The organism is Sphingobium sp. B2D3C (assembly GCF_025961835.1).
Taxonomy (GTDB): Bacteria; Pseudomonadota; Alphaproteobacteria; order Sphingomonadales; family Sphingomonadaceae; genus Sphingobium.
Window position 1 is genome coordinate 975922 of the sequence record NZ_JAOQOK010000001.1, and the last position, 19332, is coordinate 995253.

The 19332-nt window shown below is 63.6% G+C and carries 20 protein-coding genes; 11 read left to right on the forward strand and 9 right to left on the reverse strand.

Translation table 11 applies throughout. From position 1 onward, the window contains the following. Positions 1–36: 36 nt before the first annotated feature. Positions 37–513, forward strand: coding sequence for a transcription elongation factor GreA (greA, locus tag M2339_RS04460; protein WP_181559920.1), 477 nt, complete (start codon positions 37–39; stop codon positions 511–513). Positions 514–603: 90 nt separating this feature from the next. After that, entirely contained in the window at positions 604–1272 is a 669-nt protein-coding gene (locus M2339_RS04465) for a rhomboid family intramembrane serine protease (RefSeq protein ID WP_264579088.1), read from the forward strand. A 47-nt stretch (positions 1273–1319) separates the two neighbouring features. Here M2339_RS04465 and M2339_RS04470 read toward each other — a convergent pair whose 3' ends face one another. From M2339_RS04470 to M2339_RS04490, 5 genes are all read right to left on the reverse strand, one after another. Then, on the reverse strand, positions 1320–1556 hold the full coding sequence (locus M2339_RS04470; RefSeq protein ID WP_181559918.1) for a DUF4170 domain-containing protein: 237 nt from the start codon (positions 1554–1556) through the stop codon (positions 1320–1322). 104 nt (positions 1557–1660) lie between these two features. Then, positions 1661–2107 (reverse strand): hypothetical protein, encoded by a 447-nt coding sequence (locus M2339_RS04475; protein WP_264587357.1) that lies wholly within the window; start codon positions 2105–2107, stop codon positions 1661–1663. A 7-nt stretch (positions 2108–2114) separates the two neighbouring features. Then, the gene (locus M2339_RS04480) at positions 2115–2456 is read right to left on the reverse strand and encodes a hypothetical protein (protein WP_264587356.1); all 342 of its coding nucleotides are present in this window, start codon (positions 2454–2456) and stop codon (positions 2115–2117) included. Next, positions 2453–2842, reverse strand: a complete 390-nt coding sequence (locus tag M2339_RS04485) for a phage holin family protein (RefSeq protein ID WP_264587355.1) — start codon at positions 2840–2842, stop codon at positions 2453–2455. The genes M2339_RS04480 and M2339_RS04485 overlap by 4 nt, the downstream gene beginning before the upstream one ends. A gap of 28 nt (positions 2843–2870) precedes the next feature. Continuing rightward, positions 2871–3374: a hypothetical protein gene (locus M2339_RS04490; RefSeq protein ID WP_181559914.1), complete on the reverse strand. Its 504-nt coding sequence runs from the start codon at positions 3372–3374 to the stop codon at positions 2871–2873. Positions 3375–3571: 197 nt separating this feature from the next. Between M2339_RS04490 and eno the strand changes: the two genes are divergently transcribed. The 4 genes from eno to M2339_RS04510 all read left to right on the forward strand — a co-directional run bounded on the left by eno (position 3572) and on the right by M2339_RS04510 (position 7887). Continuing rightward, positions 3572–4846 (forward strand): phosphopyruvate hydratase, encoded by a 1275-nt coding sequence (eno, locus tag M2339_RS04495; RefSeq protein ID WP_264587354.1) that lies wholly within the window; start codon positions 3572–3574, stop codon positions 4844–4846. A 142-nt stretch (positions 4847–4988) separates the two neighbouring features. After that, entirely contained in the window at positions 4989–5300 is a 312-nt protein-coding gene (locus tag M2339_RS04500) for an FtsB family cell division protein (protein WP_181559912.1), read from the forward strand. Between the two features lie 119 nt (positions 5301–5419). Then, complete coding sequence (gene pdhA / locus M2339_RS04505; RefSeq protein ID WP_264570609.1) at positions 5420–6493, forward strand: pyruvate dehydrogenase (acetyl-transferring) E1 component subunit alpha; 1074 nt, start codon at positions 5420–5422, stop codon at positions 6491–6493. Next, positions 6493–7887, forward strand: coding sequence for a pyruvate dehydrogenase complex E1 component subunit beta (locus M2339_RS04510; protein WP_264587353.1), 1395 nt, complete (start codon positions 6493–6495; stop codon positions 7885–7887). The genes pdhA and M2339_RS04510 overlap by 1 nt, the downstream gene beginning before the upstream one ends. A 121-nt stretch (positions 7888–8008) precedes the next feature. Here M2339_RS04510 and M2339_RS04515 read toward each other — a convergent pair whose 3' ends face one another. Continuing rightward, positions 8009–8527, reverse strand: coding sequence for a nuclear transport factor 2 family protein (locus tag M2339_RS04515; protein ID WP_264587352.1), 519 nt, complete (start codon positions 8525–8527; stop codon positions 8009–8011). Positions 8528–8706: 179 nt separating this feature from the next. Between M2339_RS04515 and M2339_RS04520 the strand changes: the two genes are divergently transcribed. From M2339_RS04520 to M2339_RS04540, 5 genes are all read left to right on the forward strand, one after another. After that, complete coding sequence (locus M2339_RS04520) at positions 8707–10140, forward strand: MFS transporter (protein ID WP_264587351.1); 1434 nt, start codon at positions 8707–8709, stop codon at positions 10138–10140. Positions 10141–10234: 94 nt separating this feature from the next. Then, positions 10235–11665, forward strand: coding sequence for an NAD-dependent succinate-semialdehyde dehydrogenase (locus M2339_RS04525; protein ID WP_181559908.1), 1431 nt, complete (start codon positions 10235–10237; stop codon positions 11663–11665). Between the two features lie 69 nt (positions 11666–11734). Next, positions 11735–12787: an amidohydrolase family protein gene (locus M2339_RS04530; protein ID WP_264570604.1), complete on the forward strand. Its 1053-nt coding sequence runs from the start codon at positions 11735–11737 to the stop codon at positions 12785–12787. After that, on the forward strand, positions 12784–14397 hold the full coding sequence (locus tag M2339_RS04535; protein ID WP_264587350.1) for an MFS transporter: 1614 nt from the start codon (positions 12784–12786) through the stop codon (positions 14395–14397). The genes M2339_RS04530 and M2339_RS04535 overlap by 4 nt, the downstream gene beginning before the upstream one ends. Before the next feature lie 121 nt (positions 14398–14518). After that, positions 14519–16177 carry a GMC family oxidoreductase gene (locus M2339_RS04540; RefSeq protein ID WP_264587349.1) on the forward strand — a complete coding sequence of 553 codons (1659 nt, stop codon included), beginning with the start codon at positions 14519–14521 and terminating at the stop codon, positions 16175–16177. A gap of 52 nt (positions 16178–16229) precedes the next feature. On the opposite strand, the gene M2339_RS04545 is transcribed toward M2339_RS04540, so the two are convergent. The 3 genes from M2339_RS04545 to M2339_RS04555 all read right to left on the reverse strand — a co-directional run bounded on the left by M2339_RS04545 (position 16230) and on the right by M2339_RS04555 (position 19323). Then, positions 16230–17228 carry an LLM class flavin-dependent oxidoreductase gene (locus M2339_RS04545; RefSeq protein WP_264587348.1) on the reverse strand — a complete coding sequence of 333 codons (999 nt, stop codon included), beginning with the start codon at positions 17226–17228 and terminating at the stop codon, positions 16230–16232. A 61-nt stretch (positions 17229–17289) separates the two neighbouring features. Then, positions 17290–17751, reverse strand: coding sequence for a DUF3237 domain-containing protein (locus M2339_RS04550; RefSeq protein ID WP_181559904.1), 462 nt, complete (start codon positions 17749–17751; stop codon positions 17290–17292). Positions 17752–17844: 93 nt separating this feature from the next. Beyond that, complete coding sequence (locus tag M2339_RS04555; protein WP_264587347.1) at positions 17845–19323, reverse strand: carotenoid oxygenase family protein; 1479 nt, start codon at positions 19321–19323, stop codon at positions 17845–17847. Positions 19324–19332 lie beyond the last annotated feature (9 nt).

Sequence of the window (19332 nt, forward strand, 5' to 3'; positions counted from 1 at the left end):
GTTCGCGCATTGTTGCGCTGGAAATAGGGAGTCGAGATGGCGACCGTTGAGAAGATGCCGATGCTGCAAGTCGGTTATGACAAGCTGACCGACCAGCTCCGCGCGCTCAAGGCCGAGCGTCCCAAGATCGTGGATGCGATCGAGGAGGCACGCGCCCATGGCGATCTTTCGGAAAACGCCGAATATCATGCCGCAAAAGAGCGTCAGGGCCAGGTCGAGGCGACCATTGCCGATCTGGAAGACAAGCTCTCGCGCGCGCAGGTTATCGATCCCACCACGCTGTCGGGCGACAAGATCATCTTCGGCGCCACGGTCACCTTGCTGGACGAGGATGACAAGCCGGTGCGCTACCAGATCGTCGGTCAGGCCGAGGCGGACGCGAAGCTGGGCATGATCAGCTACAACAGCCCCCTTGGTCGCGCCCTCATCGGCCGTCAGGTCGGCGAGGATGTCGAGGTGACGGTACCGTCCGGCGACAAGTTCTATCTGGTCAACAAGATCGAATTCATCTGATCCGCAGCCGCGCCATGATTATGTCTTTTCTGGTTGCCGCACGGGCAGCGTTCACGCTGTCGGTTCGCGCCGCAGCCGGCTGACATCGCGATGCAGCTTCCCAAAGGTCCGGCGACCAACATTCTCGCGGCGATCATCGTCATCGTCTTCCTGCCGTTGTATCTCACCGGGGAGATGGGGCGCGCGGCGCTGATTGCCGGGTTCATTTCAGAGCGCGTCACGTTGCTCTCGTCGTCCGAAGCGCTGACCTTCAACGTGCCGTGGCTGCCGCTGTGGATCACGCCGCTCACCGCCACGCTGCTGCATGGAGGATGGATGCATCTGGCCTTCAATGTGCTGATGCTGATCTTCTGCGGCCGCTTCGTTGAAAATCTGCTCGGTCCAGGCCGGCTCGTGGTGATCTACGTCGTTGGCGCCTATGCCGCAGCGCTCGGGCAGTGGCTTTCGAGCTTCTTTTATGCGCAAGGGGAGGGCTGGGTGCCGATGATCGGCGCAAGCGGCGCGATTTCCGCCGTGCTCGGAACCTATGCGTTCATCTACAGCCAGCGCGGTGTGAAGGCGATTGGGCCTGTGCCGGCCTATATCGTGCGCATGGTCTGGCTTGGCGCGGCGTGGACCATCCTGCAATTGCTGATAGCCCTAGCCGGCGGGTTCGACAGTTTCTTCGGCGGGATCGCCGTGGGCGCCCATATCGGCGGTTTCATCGCCGGTCTGCTGCTCGCGCGCCCGTTGCTGGCCCGGCGGTTCCGGGCGTCCTGACGGGCGCGTGCGAACGTTAATCTAGCACCGTCGCCCGAACCAGTCCGTCAGTGAGCGTGATCCTCGGCATCATCCGCGCTCGGATCGAGCAGGCGATGGAGATGGACGATCACATAGCGCATTTCCGCGTCATCCACGGTCCGCTGCGCCGCGCCGCGCCACGCCGCTTCGGCACTGGCATAGTTCGGGAAGATGCCGACGATGTCGATGGCGTTCAGATCTTCGAATTCGAGTTTCTGCGGGTCTTTGACGCGACCGCCCATTACGAGGTGCATGAGGCTCAAGAAAGTGCTCCGGATTTATGCCCGGCAAGAGGCGCCTGGGCGTTGTCGATTTGCTAGCAGCCTCGGCCGGTTCTGCCAAGAATGGCGATACTGGCCTTGCGATCCTAGGCGTCCGATTTCTTGTCCGAACGCGGCTTCTTGATGCGCTTGCCGATCAGGCGGGCGGCTTCGACCGCCGCCGTTTGAAGCGCGGCCTTTTCCGTCTTTGCAAGATTGGCGAACATGGTCTGCGCCGCTTGGCGAGCCCCGGAGTTTCGCACCGCCTGCTGCGCCGCCCGTCCGGCCTTGCCCGCAGCTGATCCGATGGCGAGCTTGGGCAGGAAAATGGCGATGACGGCCCCGGCTGCGGCCGCCGCCGCCACTGCCGCGATGGGATGCTCCTGAAACATCCGGTTGGTTTCATTGGCCGCGCGATAGGCCTTTTCGCGCGTGTCAGCGACCACGTCCTCGCCCCGCTCGCGCACCGTGGCAAGCGTGCTCCCGACCTTGTCCTTCACCTGATCAAGCGTAGAAGCCGTTGAGCGGCCTTTCTTCGTCTTCGGGGCGGTCATCGTCTGATCAACTGTCCTCTTTCTGGCTCCACAGAGCGCGATTCAACCAGACGAGCCAAGCACCACGCATCACGTAGAGCAAGATGAATCGCACAGGGCGCCAGAAGAGAAGGCCGACCGCACCGGTCGCGCCCAGCGTCGTCAGGACGGGATGGCGACGCAGCGTTCCGCGCGCGGCCTGTTTGGCCTGCGAAACTTTCTGCTGAACCGCCTCCACGGCGTCGTCCTTCAAGTGCGCCGGGCTCAACCGCTCGCGAACCCCGTCCAGTGCACAGCGGAAGCGCTCTCTTGCGCCATCCGCGCGCTGGCGGGCCTCGGCCAGTTCGAGGGGGGAGGGCGCGCTGCTCATGGCCGGTCTGCCTTGCTGAGGGGGGAGAGGGCCCGCTTGACCATCAGGCCGCAAAGTAAAGCGAGCAGCAGGAGGCCTCCCGCTACGATCAGAGCCGCGCCAAGCCAACCGACAGAAGGCGCGAGCGCGATCACGGCTGCCGCGACCAGCGTAACAAGCGCCAGGCTGACGAACAAAAAGGCGAGGACGCCGAACAGCGCCGCGCGTCGGGCCGCAGCGGCAATCAATGCCGCTTTGAGCTTCGCCCACGTCAGTTCCGCCTCGGCGAGTTCGCGGCCCGATGCAATCAGTCGCGAAAAGCTCTCGCCAATGGTCTCCTTTTCAAGCGCGTCTTCAGGGTTCGGCGGGGTGCCCGCCGCAGTGTGCATGGTGTCGGGATCACTCATCGATCAATGCCGGCCGGTCCTTCCAGCCTCAGCTGTCACTCGACGAGCCCCGCATCATGCGCATGAGCACAAAGCCAACCACAGCCGCCGCACCGATCGCCACCGCAGGGCTTTTGCGCACGAAGTTGCGTGCTTCCTCGGTCAGTTGGTCGATATCCTTGGCGTCCAGCGAGTCCGCCGCGCCGGCGACGGTTTCCGCAGCCTTGCGGGCATAATCGCCATATTGCGGGCCGAGCTTGGAATCGACGGTCTCGGCGGTCTCGGCGATCAGCTTCGAGAGGCCATGAAGGGCATCGCCCGTCGTGTTCTTGGCCGTCGTGGCGGCACCGCGTGCGGTGGCCTTAGCCTGCTCGGCAAATTCGCCGGCCTGCTCGCGCCAGTCGGTGCTCGATCCGGTCTCCGCGCCCCGCGCCTCTGCTGCCGTGGACAGCGCAGCCGACTTCGCGCTCGTGGCATCCGATGCAGCTTTGCGCGCCGACGTCGCCTTCGACGTGCTCTTGCGGGTCGTTCCAGTGCTATTGGTCTCGGCCATGGCGGGTTCCTCTTTTGATACAGAACAGGCTTGCCTGTTATAGCAAGGCTCGCCCTCTTTAACAGACCTGCGGCGGCAAATGTTCCCGCCATTGCACAGAAACAGCAAGATAAGCCGAGCCGCCCGCCATTGCCATGAGGGAGTGCGCTCGCTAATCCGCGCCGATAATTTGCCAGACGGAAGGGGAAGGCACAGCCATGACCGCAATTCTCGACATTCACGCCCGCCAGATCCTGGACAGCCGCGGCAACCCGACGGTGGAAGTCGACGTGTTGCTGGAAGACGGCAGCTTCGGCCGCGCCGCCGTTCCCTCGGGCGCATCCACCGGCGCTTATGAAGCGGTCGAGAAGCGCGATGGCGACAAGTCCGTCTATCTCGGCAAGGGCGTTCTCCAGGCCGTCGATGCGGTCAATGGCGAGATTGCCGAAGCGATCACCGGCATGGATGCCGAGGATCAGGGCGATGTCGACGCCGCAATGATCGAGCTGGACGGCACGGAGAACAAGGCGCGGCTCGGCGCCAACGCCATTCTCGGCGTGAGCCTCGCGACGGCCAAAGCGGCTGCCGATGCGCGCGGGTTGCCGCTGTATCGCTATGTCGGTGGGGTGTCCGCCCATGTGCTGCCGGTGCCGATGATGAACATCATCAATGGCGGCGAACATGCCGACAATCCGATCGACTTCCAGGAGTTCATGATCATGCCGGTGGGGGCGGAGAGCATCGCCCACGCCGTGCAGATGGGCTCGGAAATCTTCCACACGCTCAAGAAGGGCCTGCACGACAAGGGTCTTGCGACCGGCGTGGGCGACGAGGGTGGGTTTGCGCCCAACATCGCTTCAACGGTCGAAGCACTCGACTTCATCATGCAGAGCATCGAGAAGGCCGGTTACAAGCCGGGTGAGAATGTCGTGCTGGCGCTCGATTGCGCAGCGACCGAGTTTTTCAAGAATGGCAGCTATGTGATCTCCGGCGAGGGCAAGACGCTCTCCCCGGCTGAAATGGCCGACTATCTCGCGGACCTCGTCGCGCGCTACCCGATCAAGTCGATCGAGGACGGCATGAGCGAGGACGATTTCGAGGGCTGGAAGATCCTGACCGACAAGATCGGCGACAAGTGCCAGCTGGTGGGCGATGATCTTTTCGTCACCAACCCCAAGCGCCTCGCCATGGGCATCGAGAAGGGGCTGGCCAACTCCATGCTCGTCAAGGTCAACCAGATCGGCTCGCTGACCGAAACGCTCGCCGCCGTCGATATGGCACACCGGGCGCGCTACACCAATGTGATGTCGCACCGCTCGGGTGAGACTGAGGACGCGACCATTGCCGACCTGGCGGTCGCCACGAACTGCGGCCAGATCAAGACCGGCTCGCTGGCGCGCTCCGACCGGCTCGCCAAGTACAACCAGCTCATCCGCATCGAGGAAGAGCTGGGCGACCGCGCTTATTATGCGGGAACGTCGATTTTCCGCTGAGGCGTTTTTAACGGTCCGGGTGGAGGCGATCGATCCGTTGCGCATCCCCCGGGCCGACGGCTTGTCTACAAAGTTAATGCAATTTGTCGCATTCGTTCATTTTGGGCTTGCATTGCGACGGTCGGCGTGATTCCAAGGGCCCATGGCGCATCTGGCAAAATTGAGGTTTCTTCTTGGTTCGGCGTTTACGCCGGCTATTGCCATTTTCCTGCTCCTGCTCTTCATCGGCTATGCCATCATTGGCCCGAATGGCATTCTCGCATGGTCCGATTACAGCCGGCAGCTCAAGCAGAGGCAGGCCGAGTTGTCGGCGCTGCACAAGCAGAAGGCCGCACTGGAGAATCGAGTGAAGCTGCTCGATCCGCGCCATGCTGATCCGGATATGGTCGACGAGCTGGTCCGCAAGCAACTCGGCGTCACGCACCCCGATGAAGTCGTCGTTCCGATGAAATGAACATGAGCGCGGTCGACTAACCAGATTTCGCCACCCATTTAACCTATCTGGACATTGCGCTCCTGCCGGTGCCGTGCCTATAGCTGGCTGTAACAGCCACGCGAGAAGGACCTGAAACATTGGCGAAGCCAGCTTCCAGACGCGCGCAAAATGCCCCTGCATCCACTGCCACGGCGCCGTCTGCGGACCATAACCGGGAGCGCCCCGGTGAGCCCAATCCCTATGACGCGAGCCAGGAAGAGCTGCTCGAATTCTACCGTCAGATGCTGCTCATCCGCCGCTTCGAGGAACGGGCCGGGCAGCTTTACGGTCTCGGCCTGATCGGCGGCTTCTGCCACCTCTATATCGGTCAGGAAGCGGTTGCGGTCGGCATCCAGTCGGCGTTGACGCCCGGCAAGGACAGCGTGATCACCGGTTATCGCGATCATGGCCACATGCTCGCTTATGGCATCGATCCCAAGATCATCATGGCCGAGCTGACGGGCCGGGAGGCCGGCATTTCGCGCGGCAAGGGCGGCTCGATGCACATGTTCAGCGTCGAGCATAAGTTCTTCGGCGGCCATGGCATCGTCGGCGCGCAGGTCAGCCTCGGCACCGGTCTGGCGTTCGGTCACAAATATAACGAGGATGGCGGCGTGTGCGTCGCGTACTTCGGCGACGGCGCGGCCAATCAGGGCCAGGTCTATGAGAGCTTCAACATGGCCGAGCTGTGGAAGCTCCCGATCATCTATGTGATCGAGAACAACCAATATGCCATGGGCACCTCCGTGGCGCGCTCCTCGGCCGAGGATCAGCTCTATCGTCGCGGCGAGAGCTTCCGCATTCCGGGCATCCAGGTCGATGGCATGGACGTGCTGGCCGTGCGCGGCGCGACCGAGGCGGCGCTGGAATATGTCCGCTCCGGCAAGGGGCCGATCCTGCTGGAAATGAAGACCTATCGCTATCGCGGTCACTCGATGTCCGATCCGGCGAAATATCGCTCGCGCGACGAAGTGCAGCACATGCGCGACACGTCCGACCCGATCGAGGGCCTCAAGAAGATTCTCGCCGATGCCGGCGTGAAGGAAGAGGATTTGAAGGCCATCGATACGAAGATCCGCAAGGATGTGAGCGAGGCGGCGGACTTCGCGGAAACCTCGCCCGAGCCTGAAATGGCCGAACTTTATACCGATGTGCTGGTGGAGCAGTATTGATGGGTCTCGAGATCAAGATGCCGGCCCTCTCGCCGACGATGGAAGAGGGGACGCTGGCCAAGTGGCTCGTCAAGGAAGGCGATGAGGTCAAGGCCGGCGACATCATGGCCGAGATCGAGACCGACAAGGCGACGATGGAGTTCGAGGCTGTCGATGAAGGCACCATCGAGAAGATCCTGATCGCCGAGGGCACCGACAATGTGAAGGTCGGCACCGTGATCGCGATGCTCTCCGGCGAAGGCGAAGAAGCGCCCGCACCGGCTGCGCAAGCTCCCAAGGCCGAAGCGCAGGCCGCGCCCAAGGCTGCGGACGAGGCTGAGGCGCCCAAGAAGGCCGAGAGCGGCACCGCCAATCTCTCGGGTAGCAAGGCGAGCGCGGTGACGGACCCGGCGATCCCCGAAGGCACGCAGATGGTCAAGACGACTGTCCGCGAAGCGCTGCGCGATGCCATGGCCGAGGAAATGCGGCGCGATCCGCGCGTGTTCCTGATGGGCGAGGAAGTCGCCGAATATCAGGGCGCTTACAAGGTCACCCAGGGCCTGCTCGACGAGTTCGGCCCCAAGCGCGTGATCGACACGCCGATCACCGAACATGGCTTTGCCGGCATCGGCGCGGGCGCTGCCATGGGCGGCCTCAAGCCGATCGTCGAGTTCATGACCTTCAACTTCGCCATGCAGGCGATGGACCAGATCATCAACTCGGCCGCCAAGACCAACTACATGTCCGGGGGGCAGATGCGCTGCCCGATCGTGTTCCGTGGCCCCAATGGGGCGGCGAGCCGGGTTGGCGCGCAACACAGCCAGAATTACGGTCCCTGGTATGCCGCCGTGCCGGGCCTGATCGTGATCGCGCCTTATGACAGCTCGGATGCCAAGGGCCTGCTCAAGGCGGCGATCCGCAGTGAAGACCCGGTGGTGTTCCTCGAGAACGAGCTGGTCTACGGGCGCAGCTTCGAGGTGCCGCAGCTTGAGGATCATGTCCTGCCGATCGGCAAGGCACGCATTGTCCGCCCCGGTAAGGATGTGACGCTGGTGAGCTATTCCATCGGGGTTGGCGTCGCGCTGGAGGCGGCGGAAACGCTTGCCGCCGATGGCATCGATGCCGAGGTGATCGACCTGCGCACGCTACGCCCGCTCGATACCGCGACGGTGCTGGAAAGCCTCAAGAAGACCAACCGCCTCGTGGTGGTCGAAGAGGGCTGGCCGGTCTGCTCCATCGCCAGCGAGATTGCGGCGGTCTGCATGGAGCAGGGCTTCGACGATCTCGATGCGCCGGTGCTGCGCGTGACCAATGAGGATGTGCCCCTGCCTTATGCGGCCAATCTCGAAAAGGCGGCGCTGATCGATGCGGCGCGGGTCGTGAAGGCTGCCCGCAAGGTCTGCTATCGGAATTGAGATAGAGTGGGGCGCTTATATGGGCGCCCCGCGACCTTTGATGGCGCGAGAGGTCTTGGCTGCCCTGGGCTCCTGCCTTCGCAGGAGCACAAGCCTTTGTCCCTCCATTCTCTGTCTTAACTCAGGGAAGGCGCGCGGCGCGTCCCGGATTTTCGGCGCCGGCGCGACGGCCCGGCAATTGCTCGTTGAAGATCTTGCGGCTGACGAACTTCCAGGCGCCATCCACCTTGCGCATCCTGTCCTCATAATGGCCGTAGCTGCCGATATGCGGGGTGTGCCCGGTGCCGTTATTGGCTACCTCGAACCAGTAGATCACGCCCTTGGCCGTATCGCCATGCACATAGATGGCCTGATTGGTGATGAAGTGGCGCAGGGTGACAGGCTGGCCTGAGCCATCGTCGCCATAATATTGCTTGATGGCTTGCTTGTAGACGCCGATTTCCTTGTAGATTTCCTCCGGCCCGACGGCGGTGCCGCCTGCCCATTCCAGCACGCCTTCGGGCGCGAACAGGGCGGCGTAGCTTTCGGCATCGCCCCAATCGAGCGCCATGAGATACTCGGCTTCGAGCTGCATGATCGCGGCGCGATCGGCGGCATAATCCTCCTGCGCCGCTGTCGGGCGTCCGGTTTCGTTCGGCATAATGATGTCCTCTCCTCTGCCTGCGCCATGGCGCAGGCTCGCAAGAGGTTAGACGAGGAGCCTCGCATGCGCAATTAAAGCTGGACAGAATCAATCTCAGCGGTTGAAACTGGCAGGATAACGAGCCGCAGGAAATGGAACCGGTGCGGCGCCAGGGCGAGCAGAGAGGAATTCACGACATGGCAATGGCACCTCAGGCGGCACACTCCGTGCCGGGCGACGATGCTGGGGCCGCGTCGCAGCAATGGCCCTCTAGCCCGCGTGCCTATTTCGCGCTGACTGTCATCATCATCGCCACCTTCCTGAGCTTTTTCGATGCCACCGTGTTCGGAATGCTGGCGGAGCGGATCAAGGTCGATTTCGGCCTGTCCGATACGCAACTTGGCATATTGGGCGGCCCGGCGAGCATCATCTTCTACGTGTTCGTCGGCATTCCGCTGGCCCGGCTCGTGGATATCTATCCGCGCAAGATGATCCTCGCGATCAGCGCGGCGGTGACGGGCGGTGTCACCATGCTGAGCGGTCTGGCGCAGGGCTTCGGCCAGTTCATCGCGGCGCGGATGCTGCTGGGCGCGGGCGGATCGGCCCATGGCCCCGGCTCCTATTCTCTCATCGTGGACATGTTCCGGCCGAAGAAAATCCCGATTGCCTTCGCGCTGCTGCAGTTCGGTTTCATCGGCGGCACCACGCTTGGCGTGCTGTTCGGCGGGATGATGATCGGCGCGGTATCGCATTGGGATACCAGTTACTTGTGGGGCCTGCGCATCTTCAACTGGCAGTGGATCTTGATCGGCCTCGGCCTGCTGTCCTTCCCGGCGGCGCTGCTGTTCCTGCTGGTGAAGGAGCCTGCGCGCCGTGCCGCGGTCGCCGACCCGATCGCAGTGCCGCAAAAGGCCAGCTTCGGCCGCAAGATCGCCACGTTCATGGGCTTCGATGCCATTCGCGGCATTCAGGCGAAAGGCATGGTCTATTATCCTCTGTTCATCGCGCTGGCGCTCAGCGCCACGGAAAGCCAGGGCATCGGTTTCTGGCGCGTGCCCTTCCTCGTGCGCACCTATGGCATGGACGAGGCGCAGATCGGCGCGGTGCTCGCGCCCATGCTGCTGGTCGCGCAGCTCGCCGGCCTCGTGCTCGGTGGCCTGATGGTCTCGTGGTTCGGCCGCAAGTATAAGGACGCGAACGTTCGCACGGCGGCGATCTGTTTCACCGCGGTCACCATCTGCACGCTGGCCGCGCCGCTGATGCCGACGGGGCACCTCGCCATGGGCGCAATGGCCGTGGCGACGCTCTTCGGCCTCGCGGGCGCGCCGGCCCAGAATGCCGCCGTGCAGCGGGTCGCGCCGCAGGCCATGCGCGGGCAGGTGACCGCGCTGTACCTGTTCATGTTTACCTTCTTCGGCGCGATGGGCAGCCTCGTGATCGGCGTCGTGGCGCAATATGTCGTGCGGGATGAGGCGCGGCTCTGGCAGGCGATCTTCATCACCGCGCTCGTGCTGCTGCCACTCGCCACGATCAGCATGTGGCGCGCGTGCAAGCCCTATCGCGAGGAAATCGAGCGCCTGGAAGCAGCAGAAGCTGCGGCTGTGAGCAAAGCAATGCCTGCGGGGAGTTGACGACTCATCATTGAGTTCTCACAGGGGATATTGCGCGACGCCGGGCTTTGGTCCGGCGTCACTCTGTTTCGCTGAGAGTCCCGAGAGGATGGCTATGACCAATTATCCTGCCCTGCACATGATCATCGATGGCGAGGCCGTGACCGGCGGTGATCGCCGAACGCAGACCATCGTCAATCCTGCGACAGGCGAGACCCTTGGCGAGCTGCCGCTGGCCACCACCGCGGATCTCGACCGCGCGCTGGAAACCGCGCAGCGCGGGTTCAATCGCTGGCGCAACTCGACGGCGCAGGAGCGCGCTGCCGTGCTCTCCGGCGCAGCGCGTCTGCTCATGGAGCGGCAGGAGACGCTGGCTCGCATCGCCACGATGGAGCAGGGCAAGACCCTGCCTGAATCCCGCATCGAAGTGATGATGGTCGCCGGCCTGTTCAATTTCTACGCGGGTGAGGTTTCGCGCCTCTATGGCCGCGCGCTGGTTCGCCCGGCCGGCATGCGCTCGACGGTGACTTATGAGCCGGTCGGCCCGGTTGCGGCCTTCTCGCCCTGGAACTTCCCGCTCGGCAATCCTGGTCGTAAGCTGGGCGCGCCGATTGCGGCGGGCTGCTCGGTGATCATGAAGTCTGCCGAAGAGACCCCGGCGTCCGCGCTCGGCGTGCTGCAGTGCCTGCTCGATGCTGGCCTGCCCAAGGACGTCGCGCAGGCCGTGTTCGGCGTGCCCGATGAGGTGTCGCGCCACCTGCTCGCTTCGCCGATCATCCGCAAGCTCAGCTTCACCGGCTCGACCGTGATCGGCAAGCACCTCGCCAAGCTGGCTGCCGAAGACCTGAAGCGCACCACGATGGAACTGGGCGGTCACGGCCCGGTGCTGGTGTTCGATGATGTCGACGTGGATCGCGTGCTGGATGTCATGGTCGGCCACAAATATCGCAACGCCGGCCAGGTCTGCGTCTCGCCGACCCGGTTCATCGTGCAGGAAAATGTCTACGAGCGGTTCCGTGACGGGTTCGCGAGCCGCGCCAAGGCGCTCAAGGTCGGCAATGGCCTTGAGGATGGCATCCAGATGGGGCCGATGGCCAATGAGCGTCGCCCGGATGCCATGGAGCGCCTTATCGGTGGCGCGGTCAGCAGCGGCGCAAAGCTCAATGCGGGTGGCGAGCGCATCGGCAATCAGGGCTTCTTCTATGCCCCGTCCGTGCTCAGCGAAATTCCGCTCGATGCCGAGATCATGAACGAGGAGCCGTTCGGCCCGGTCGCGCTCATCAATCCGTTCGGCAAGGTCGACGACATGATCGCGGAGGCCAATCGGCTGCCTTATGGTCTCGCCGCTTACAGCTGGACGGACGACGTCAAGCTGCAGCGCCGCGTGGCGCGGGAAGTCGAGACCGGCATGCTCGGCGTGAACAGCGTTGCCATCGGCGGTGCGGACTCGCCGTTCGGCGGCGTCAAGTGGTCGGGCCACGGCCATGAGGATGGCCCCGAGGGCCTCCACGCCTGCCTCGTGACCAAGGTCGTCCACGAAGGCTGATCCAGAATACAAGCCCCGGTGCCCGTGCAGGCGCCGGGGCTTTCTTTCCCCATTTCTCAGGAGAGTAACATGACCCACGCGCTCAACACCGGCGGCGATCGCGGCTATCTTCGCATCGCGACCGAAGAGGCTTTTGCGACGGCAGAACAGCTCGACGCCTTTCTGAAGCTGGTCAAAGAGGGCCGGGCCGACAAGGCTACCACGTCGCTCTGGGGTTTCTACGGCACGTCGCCTTCCGAGCGGACCCAGTTCATTCGCGATCGACTACTCGATCTGGACGATCTGCGCATTCAGGCGATGGACGAGACCGGAATCGACGTCGCCATTCTCTCCCTGACATCGCCCGGTGGACAGGCATTCGAGACCGATGAAGCCAAGACGCTGGTCCGCAATGCCAACGACGTTCTGAAGGCCGCCTGCGAACGCCACCCGTCGCGCTATGTCGGCATGGTCTCCATCGTCCCGCAGGACGTGCAGTGGTCCGTCGAGGAAATCGCACGCGGCAAGAACGAGCTGGGCTTCAAGGGCGTGATGGTCAACAGCCACACCAAGGGTCACTATCTCGATGAAGAGCAGTTCGACCCCATCCTGAAGGCCTGCGCCGACAATAATCTGCCGCTTTACATCCACCCGCAGTCGCCGCCGGATGCGATGATCGCCGGCATGGTCGAGGCTGGCCTCGATGGCGCGATCTTCGGCTTCGGTGTCGAGACCGGCTACCATCTGCTGCGTATCCTGACGACGGGTGTGTTTGACCGCTATCCCAACCTGACCGTGTGCGTCGGCCATGGCGGCGAGGCGATCCCCTACTGGCTGTTCCGCATGAACTACATGCATCAGGCTGGCGTCCGCTCGAAGCGCTACGAGCGCCTCAAGCCGCTCAACCACGACCTGTTCCACTACATGCGCAACAATGTCTGCGTGACGACGAGCGGCATGGCCTGTCCGCTGGCGATCAAGCTGTGCATCGATCAGCTCGGCGAGGACCGGGTGATGTACGCGATGGATTATCCCTATGAATATGTCGCTGACGAAGTGCGCACGCACGACAATCTCGACATTTCTGCAGAAGCCAAGAAGAAGCTGATGCAGACCAACGCCGAGCGGGTCTTCAACCTGTGACGACCCCGCCGGTGTCGGGCCGGGTGACCGGCACCGCCTGGTATGCGCTGGCGTTGGTGGCTCTCACCAACGCCATGTCGCTGCTGGATCGCAACATCCTCGCCATTCTCGCGCCGCGCATCAAGGCGGACCTGCAGATTGGCGATGCCGAGCTGGGGCTGCTGTACGGAACGGTGTTCGCGCTGTTCTACGCGCTGTTTTCCCTGCCGCTCGGTCGCCTGTCGGATGGCTGGATTCGCACGCGCATCCTGGCCATCGCCATCGCCTTCTGGTCCTTCTCGAGCGGCCTCGCGGCCTTTGCGAGCGGCTTTGCGATGCTGGCGATTTCCCGGCTGGGCGTGGGTATCGGCGAGGGGGCAACATCCCCCGCCGGCACATCCTTGCTGTTCGATTATTTCCCCAAGCACCGGCGTGGCCTGGTGATGGGCACCATCGCGGCGTCCATCGCGGTGGGCCTTGGCATGTCCAATGTCGTCGGCGGTGTCGCGGCGCAATGGTGGGAAACGCTTTACCCGGCGGGGCAAGCGCCGCTGCGGCTGGCAGGCTGGCAGTTCGCCTTTCTGGTTGCGTCCATTCCGGGCCTCGTCCTCGCTCTGCTGCTGTGGCACCTCAAGGAGCCTCAGCGCGGCGCGATGGATGGCATCGCGTCCCGGCCCGATCCGGCGCCGTTCCGCTCGAGCCTCGCGCTGCTCGGTGCGGTGACGCCCGGCACCAATTTGCTGAGCCTTGCCGCCAGCAAGGCCAGTGCCCGCCACTGGACCGCCAATATCGGCGTCATGGTGCTCATGGTCGGCCTGATGACGCTGTTCGTGCATCTGGCTTCGGCCTTCTCGCCGCGCCCGGCGCTCAGTTTCGGTGGCGTGCCGCTCAATCCTCACATCCTGCAATGGGGTGTGATGGGCTTTGGCATCATCGTGATCTTCAACCTGTTGCAGCGGCTGGCGCTTGCCGATCCGCCGACCTATCAGGTGACGGTGCGCTCGCCCGCGCTGATGATCGCGATTGCGGTCGGCGCGCTGCAGACGGTGATCAATTACGGCATCATGGGCTTCACGCCCGCCTTCATCATGCAGACCTATGGTACTTCGCCCGCTGAGACGGGCGTCACCTTCGGCCTGCTCTCGCTGGTGATCGGCGTGATCGGCCCGATGATTTCGGGGCCCCTGGCTGACTGGTTCGACAAGTCCATGCCGGCGACCGGGCGCGTGTATCTCACGCTGTTCGCGCTCGGCGTCTCGCCACTCATCGGGGTCTGGACCTATCATGCGCCGGATGCGTTCGGCTTCTACAGCCGCTTCGTGCTCTACAGCGTCATCCTGACCTGCTGGATGCCGCCGCTCTACTCGCTGATCTATGGACTTGTGCTGCCCCGCATGCGCGGCATCACCGCAAGCACCTATCTCATCATCTCCACCATTTTCGGCCTCGGCATGGGGCCCTATCTGGTCGGGATGATCTCGGATGCCACGGGTGATCTGCGCACCGCGATCCTCAGCGTCAACTGGATGGCGATTCCCATCATCGTCCTGCTGGTCATTCTCCTCACCCGCATCCGCAAGGACGAGAGCCTCATTCTGGTCCGCGCCCGGGATGCAGGGGAACCTGTCTGATGCTTTGACCTGCTCAGCATCCTCTCATTGTTGACTTTGTTCGAAATGGCGCTTTGTGTCATAAGAACTGAGTCGAGCCGCGCGGGGGACGTGCGCGGTGCAATGAGAGGATGACAAGAGCATGACGGACGAGAGAACTGTCGATTACGTGATCGTCGGAGCGGGCAGCGCGGGATGCGTTCTCGCCAACCGGCTCTCGGCGGATCGGGGCACGGAAGTCGTCCTGCTCGAGGCTGGCGGCGATGATCGCCCGACGCGGGAATTGAGCCAGTTCCGCTCCAACATGATGATCCATATCCCGATCGGTTTTGGCAAGACGCTGAACGATCCCAAGGTCAACTGGTTGTACGAGACCGAGGTCGATGAGGGCTCGGGCGGTCGCCCCCACAAATGGCCCAAGGGCAAGGTGCTCGGCGGCTCGTCGTCGCTTAACGGCATGCTCTATGTGCGCGGCCAGTCGGCCGACTATGATGGCTGGCGTCAGATGGGCAATGAGGGCTGGGCATGGGACGACGTGCTGCCCTATTTCAAGAAGAGCGAGGACCAGACCCGTGGCGCCATGGAAGGCCATGCGCAGGGCGGTGAGCTGGCTGTCTCCGACTTCCCCGAGCATCACCCGATCAGCAAGGCCGTCATCGATGCCTGTGTCGAGGCTGGCTATGCCTATAAGGATGATCTGAACGACGGCGATCAGGAAGGGACGAGCTGGTTCCAGATGACCGCGCGCAACGGCAAGCGTTGCTCGACGGCGGTGGGCTTCCTCCATCCGGTCATGGATCGGGTCAATCTCACGGTCGAACTGCGCGCCATGACGACCCGCATCCTCTTCGAGGGCAAGCGCGCGGTGGGGGTTGAGTTCGTCCAGCATGGTCGCCTGCGCCGCGTGAAGGTGCGCAAGGAAGTGATCCTCGCCGCCGGCGCGGTCGAGAGCCCCAAGCTGCTGGAAATCTCCGGCATCGGGCAGGGCGGGGTCGTCCGGGAGCTGGGCGTGAAGCTGGTGCACGAGCTGCCCGGCGTCGGCGAGAACCTGCAGGACCACTATATGATCGGCTGCCAGGCGCGGCTGAAGCCGGGCACGCCGTCCGTCAATTCCATGGCCAGCGGCCTGCCGCTGATCGGCCAGATGCTCAAATATGGCATGACCCGTAAGGGCCTGCTTTCCTACGCGGTGGCGCATGGTTGCACCTTCCTGCGGTCGCGCGAAGGGCTGGAGACGCCGGACATCCAGATTCACACCATGGCGGCGTCCATGGATCTGGAAGTGCTGAACGCCAAGCAGCAGCTCGCGCTGGAGAAGGAGCCGGGCATGGCCTCCAACCCCTGCCAGCTTCGTCCGGAATCGCGCGGGCACATCCACGCTCGCTCGCCCGATGGCACGCAGGCCCCCAAGATCACGCCCAATTATCTGCAGGACCCGATCGACCAGCAGATGGCCGTCACGCAGCTCAAGATCATCCGCGAAATCTGGCAGCAGCCGGCAATCGCCAAATATCTGGCCGGCCCCGATCCGTTCGGCGAGACGGACGATCAGATGTTCTTCTATGCGCAGGTCGCCGGCGGCACGCTGTATCATGCGGTCGGCACGGCGCGCATGGGCAGCGACCCCAAGGCGGTGGTCGATGCGCGCCTGCGCGTCCATGGCGTTCAGGGCCTGCGCGTGGTCGATGCCTCGATCATGCCCAAGATCGTCTCCGGCAACACCAATGCCGCGACGATCATGATCGGCGAGAAGGGATCGGAAATGATCCTGGAAGACGCGAAGGAACTGGCACCGGCCTGAACCGGCCGGCGTGCGGCATCAATGCTGAACGGAAAACGAAGCCGCCTGCGCGTCAGGCGGCTTCGGTCTTTTCATGGAAGGCTTGCGCGATCAGCGTGAGCGACTTGGTGCGGGCCTGCGGATCGAAGGCGGGGCTGTGGACGATCACCTCATCCACCTGCGTCCGCTTGACGAACTGGCGCAGGCTACGCGCGACATCATCGACCGTGCCGAACGCGCTGCATTGCATGACATGCCCCAGCATTGCGCTGAGCGACGGATCGAGGCTCGCGACATAATTCTCCACCGGCGGCGGCAACTTGCCGGGGCGACCGGTGCGCAGCGCGACAAAGTTCTGCATCATCGAGCTGGCGACATATTCCGCCTCCGCCACCGTGTCGGCAACGACGACGCTCATCGCTGCCGCCGCATAGGGTTCGCGCAGAGAGGCGGACGGGCGGAAATCGCGGCGATAGATGGTCAGCGCTTCATCCAGCAGATCGGGCGCGAAATGCGAGGCGAAGGCGTAGGGCATCCCGAGTGCCGCCGCGAGTTGCGCGCCGAACAGGCTGGAGCCCAGAATCCACATATCGATCTGAGCGCCGCGCCCGGGCACGGCCAGCAGGCCGAGGTCAGGCTCGCCGGTAAAGTGAGCGCGCAATTCCACCACGCTGCGGGGAAACTCCTCGGCCTCTTGCCGGGTGTCATGGCGGATGGCGCGGGCCAGCCGGCCATCGGCGCCGGGCGCGCGACCCAGGCCAAGATCGACACGGCCGGGGAAGAGCGCATCCAGCGTGCCGAACTGCTCGGCGATGATATAGGGCGAGTGATTGGGCAGCATGATGCCGCCCGAGCCGACGCGGATGGTCTTGGTCGCTCGCCCGGCCTCGGCGATGATGAGCGAGGTGGCCGCTGCCGCCACGCCGGCCATGCCGTGATGTTCGGCGATCCAGTAGCGATGATAGCCGAGTGCTTCGGCATGGGCGGCGAGCGGGCCGACGCGCTTGATCGCATCGCCGGCGCTTTCGCCTTCGACAACGTTGACGAGGTCGAGGAAGCTGAGTTTGGTCATCGATGCAAGATGGGATCGGCACCCCCGCTACGCAACCGGTGGCGGGCGGGGCGCTTGGGGATCAGGTGACGCGCCAGACCCACAATTTGATGCCCGCCTTGTAGCGCGCGCCCGAGCAGACGAAGATGCTGCGGTTCATCCAGTCATATTTGCCTTCCGGCGCGATGAATTCCGGCACGGTGCGGAAATAATAATCCGCCGGATCGACCTCATCGCCTGCCGCCAGTCGCGCCATCACATCGGGCGGGCCATGGCGCAGGCCACGATTGCGGATCTGGATGACGACGCCGTCATCGGTCTGCAGCGCGTAAAGGGCGTCGGCGACGGTGACGCCGTCCGGCCGGGTGAGCTGGAAGTCGGCGGCATTGCCGAGCAGCTTGCCCTTGATGAGCGGGCCTTCGACCCGGCCGCCCTCGAAGATGGGGATGATGCGGCGGGTGCCATCGACGGTGTTGCCGAGCGGCACCGGCGCGCCGAGATCGCCGCCGGCTTCATAGACGAATTCCAGGCCGGGCTGAATCATGAACGTGCTTCCTTGAGACTTGAAGTGTGAGGCGGCAGCCCCGGCGCGCACGCATGAGCGCGGGCCGGGGCTGTGGCTGGATGATCGCTAGTGTCAGGCGGCTTCGCGTTCCAAGCCGATCTGGTCCGCGCTGGCCCAGTTGCCGTGCAGGCCAAAGCGCAGCGCGAAGGGGATGTGGATCGTGGCGACCGGTCCCTTCTCGATGTCCAGCGCTTCGAAGATCAGCAGGTCGCTCTTGTGGTCGGCCAGGCGATTGCAGACCTGCACGATCCAGCCATCGCCTTCGGGCGCGTCTTTGGAGCGGGGCACGAAGGCCGGCTCCTGCAACGAGGAGGTGGGGCCGCACCACCAGTGCTGCTCCTTGCCGGTCTGGTGGTCGATCAGGAACAGGCAGTTCATCAGGAAGCCGCCGGCGCTGCCGCCCTTGAGCTCGACGGGACGCTTCATGTCCATCTCCAGCATCCAGCCATAGCGATAGGGCAGGCCGGTGACGCGGTCGTCGATCCGGGGGAATTCGCCCGACGTCTCCGTGAGGCGGGTGACGCTATCGAACTCGTCGCTGTTGGACGCCATGTCGACCGTCCAGCGGGTGAGGTAGCTCGCCGCCTGCTGCGGGTTGAAGGGCGCGCCATGCACGTCCGGGAAGAAGGGGAACATGTTGTTCGCCGCTTCCGGCACGTCGATATGGACCTTGGTGCCGTCCTGATAGGCGTTCATCACATGCGACGCGAAGCAATTGTCGCGCTTGAACCAGCGGATGTCTTCCTGCTTCACATCGTCACGGCGCGGGATGATGCCGAGGTAGACGGGCAGGGTGGTGTCGAAGCCGAAGTGCGGCAGGCCCTTCTCCAGGCGCTCCCAGCTGCCGATCGAGGGCACGATGTGCAGGACCAGATAATCCTTGGTCACGCCGAAATCGTGCATCATGCAGTAATAGGGTGCCTTGAACCACAGTTCGCGGACCAGTTCGCCCTCAGCGCTGACCTCATACAGACACACATCGTCGGAGCACAGGCCGCTCGCCGCATAACCGATGGCAACCATGTTGCCCGTGTGCGGGTCGATCTTGGGGTGCGCGGTGAAGGTCTGGCCGGTCATCTTACCGCCGAACTTCTCGAAGCCGATGGTTTCCATCGTGTCCGGCTCCATGACGAGGGACGGGCTGTCCTCCTTCATGGCCCAGAGCTTACCGGCGAACACGAAGGCGTTGGTGTTCGCGGTCGAGCGATACTCGCCCTTGACGGACTCATCGTCCGTCAGCGGATTGCGATAGGCACCGAAGAGCGCCTTGCCGGCCTCGTTCTCCAGCTTCCACTTGGCCGTCTTGGCCCAGCGCTGCTTGATGTCGCACTGGCCATCATGAATGTGGAAGCGCGTGATCATGCCATCGCCGTTGAAGCTGATGTCATCGCCCAGGCGGGGCGGGAATTGCGGGTCCGGCTGCACGCGGAAGAAGGCGCCATTCAGCTCGGGGGGAATCGTGCCCTCATGCACGAGATTCGGAATGTCGCATTCGATGCGAGACGGGCTGTTGAAACCTGTGAAAGCGGGGGTATTGGGGAATTGCGCCATAGCTTGCTC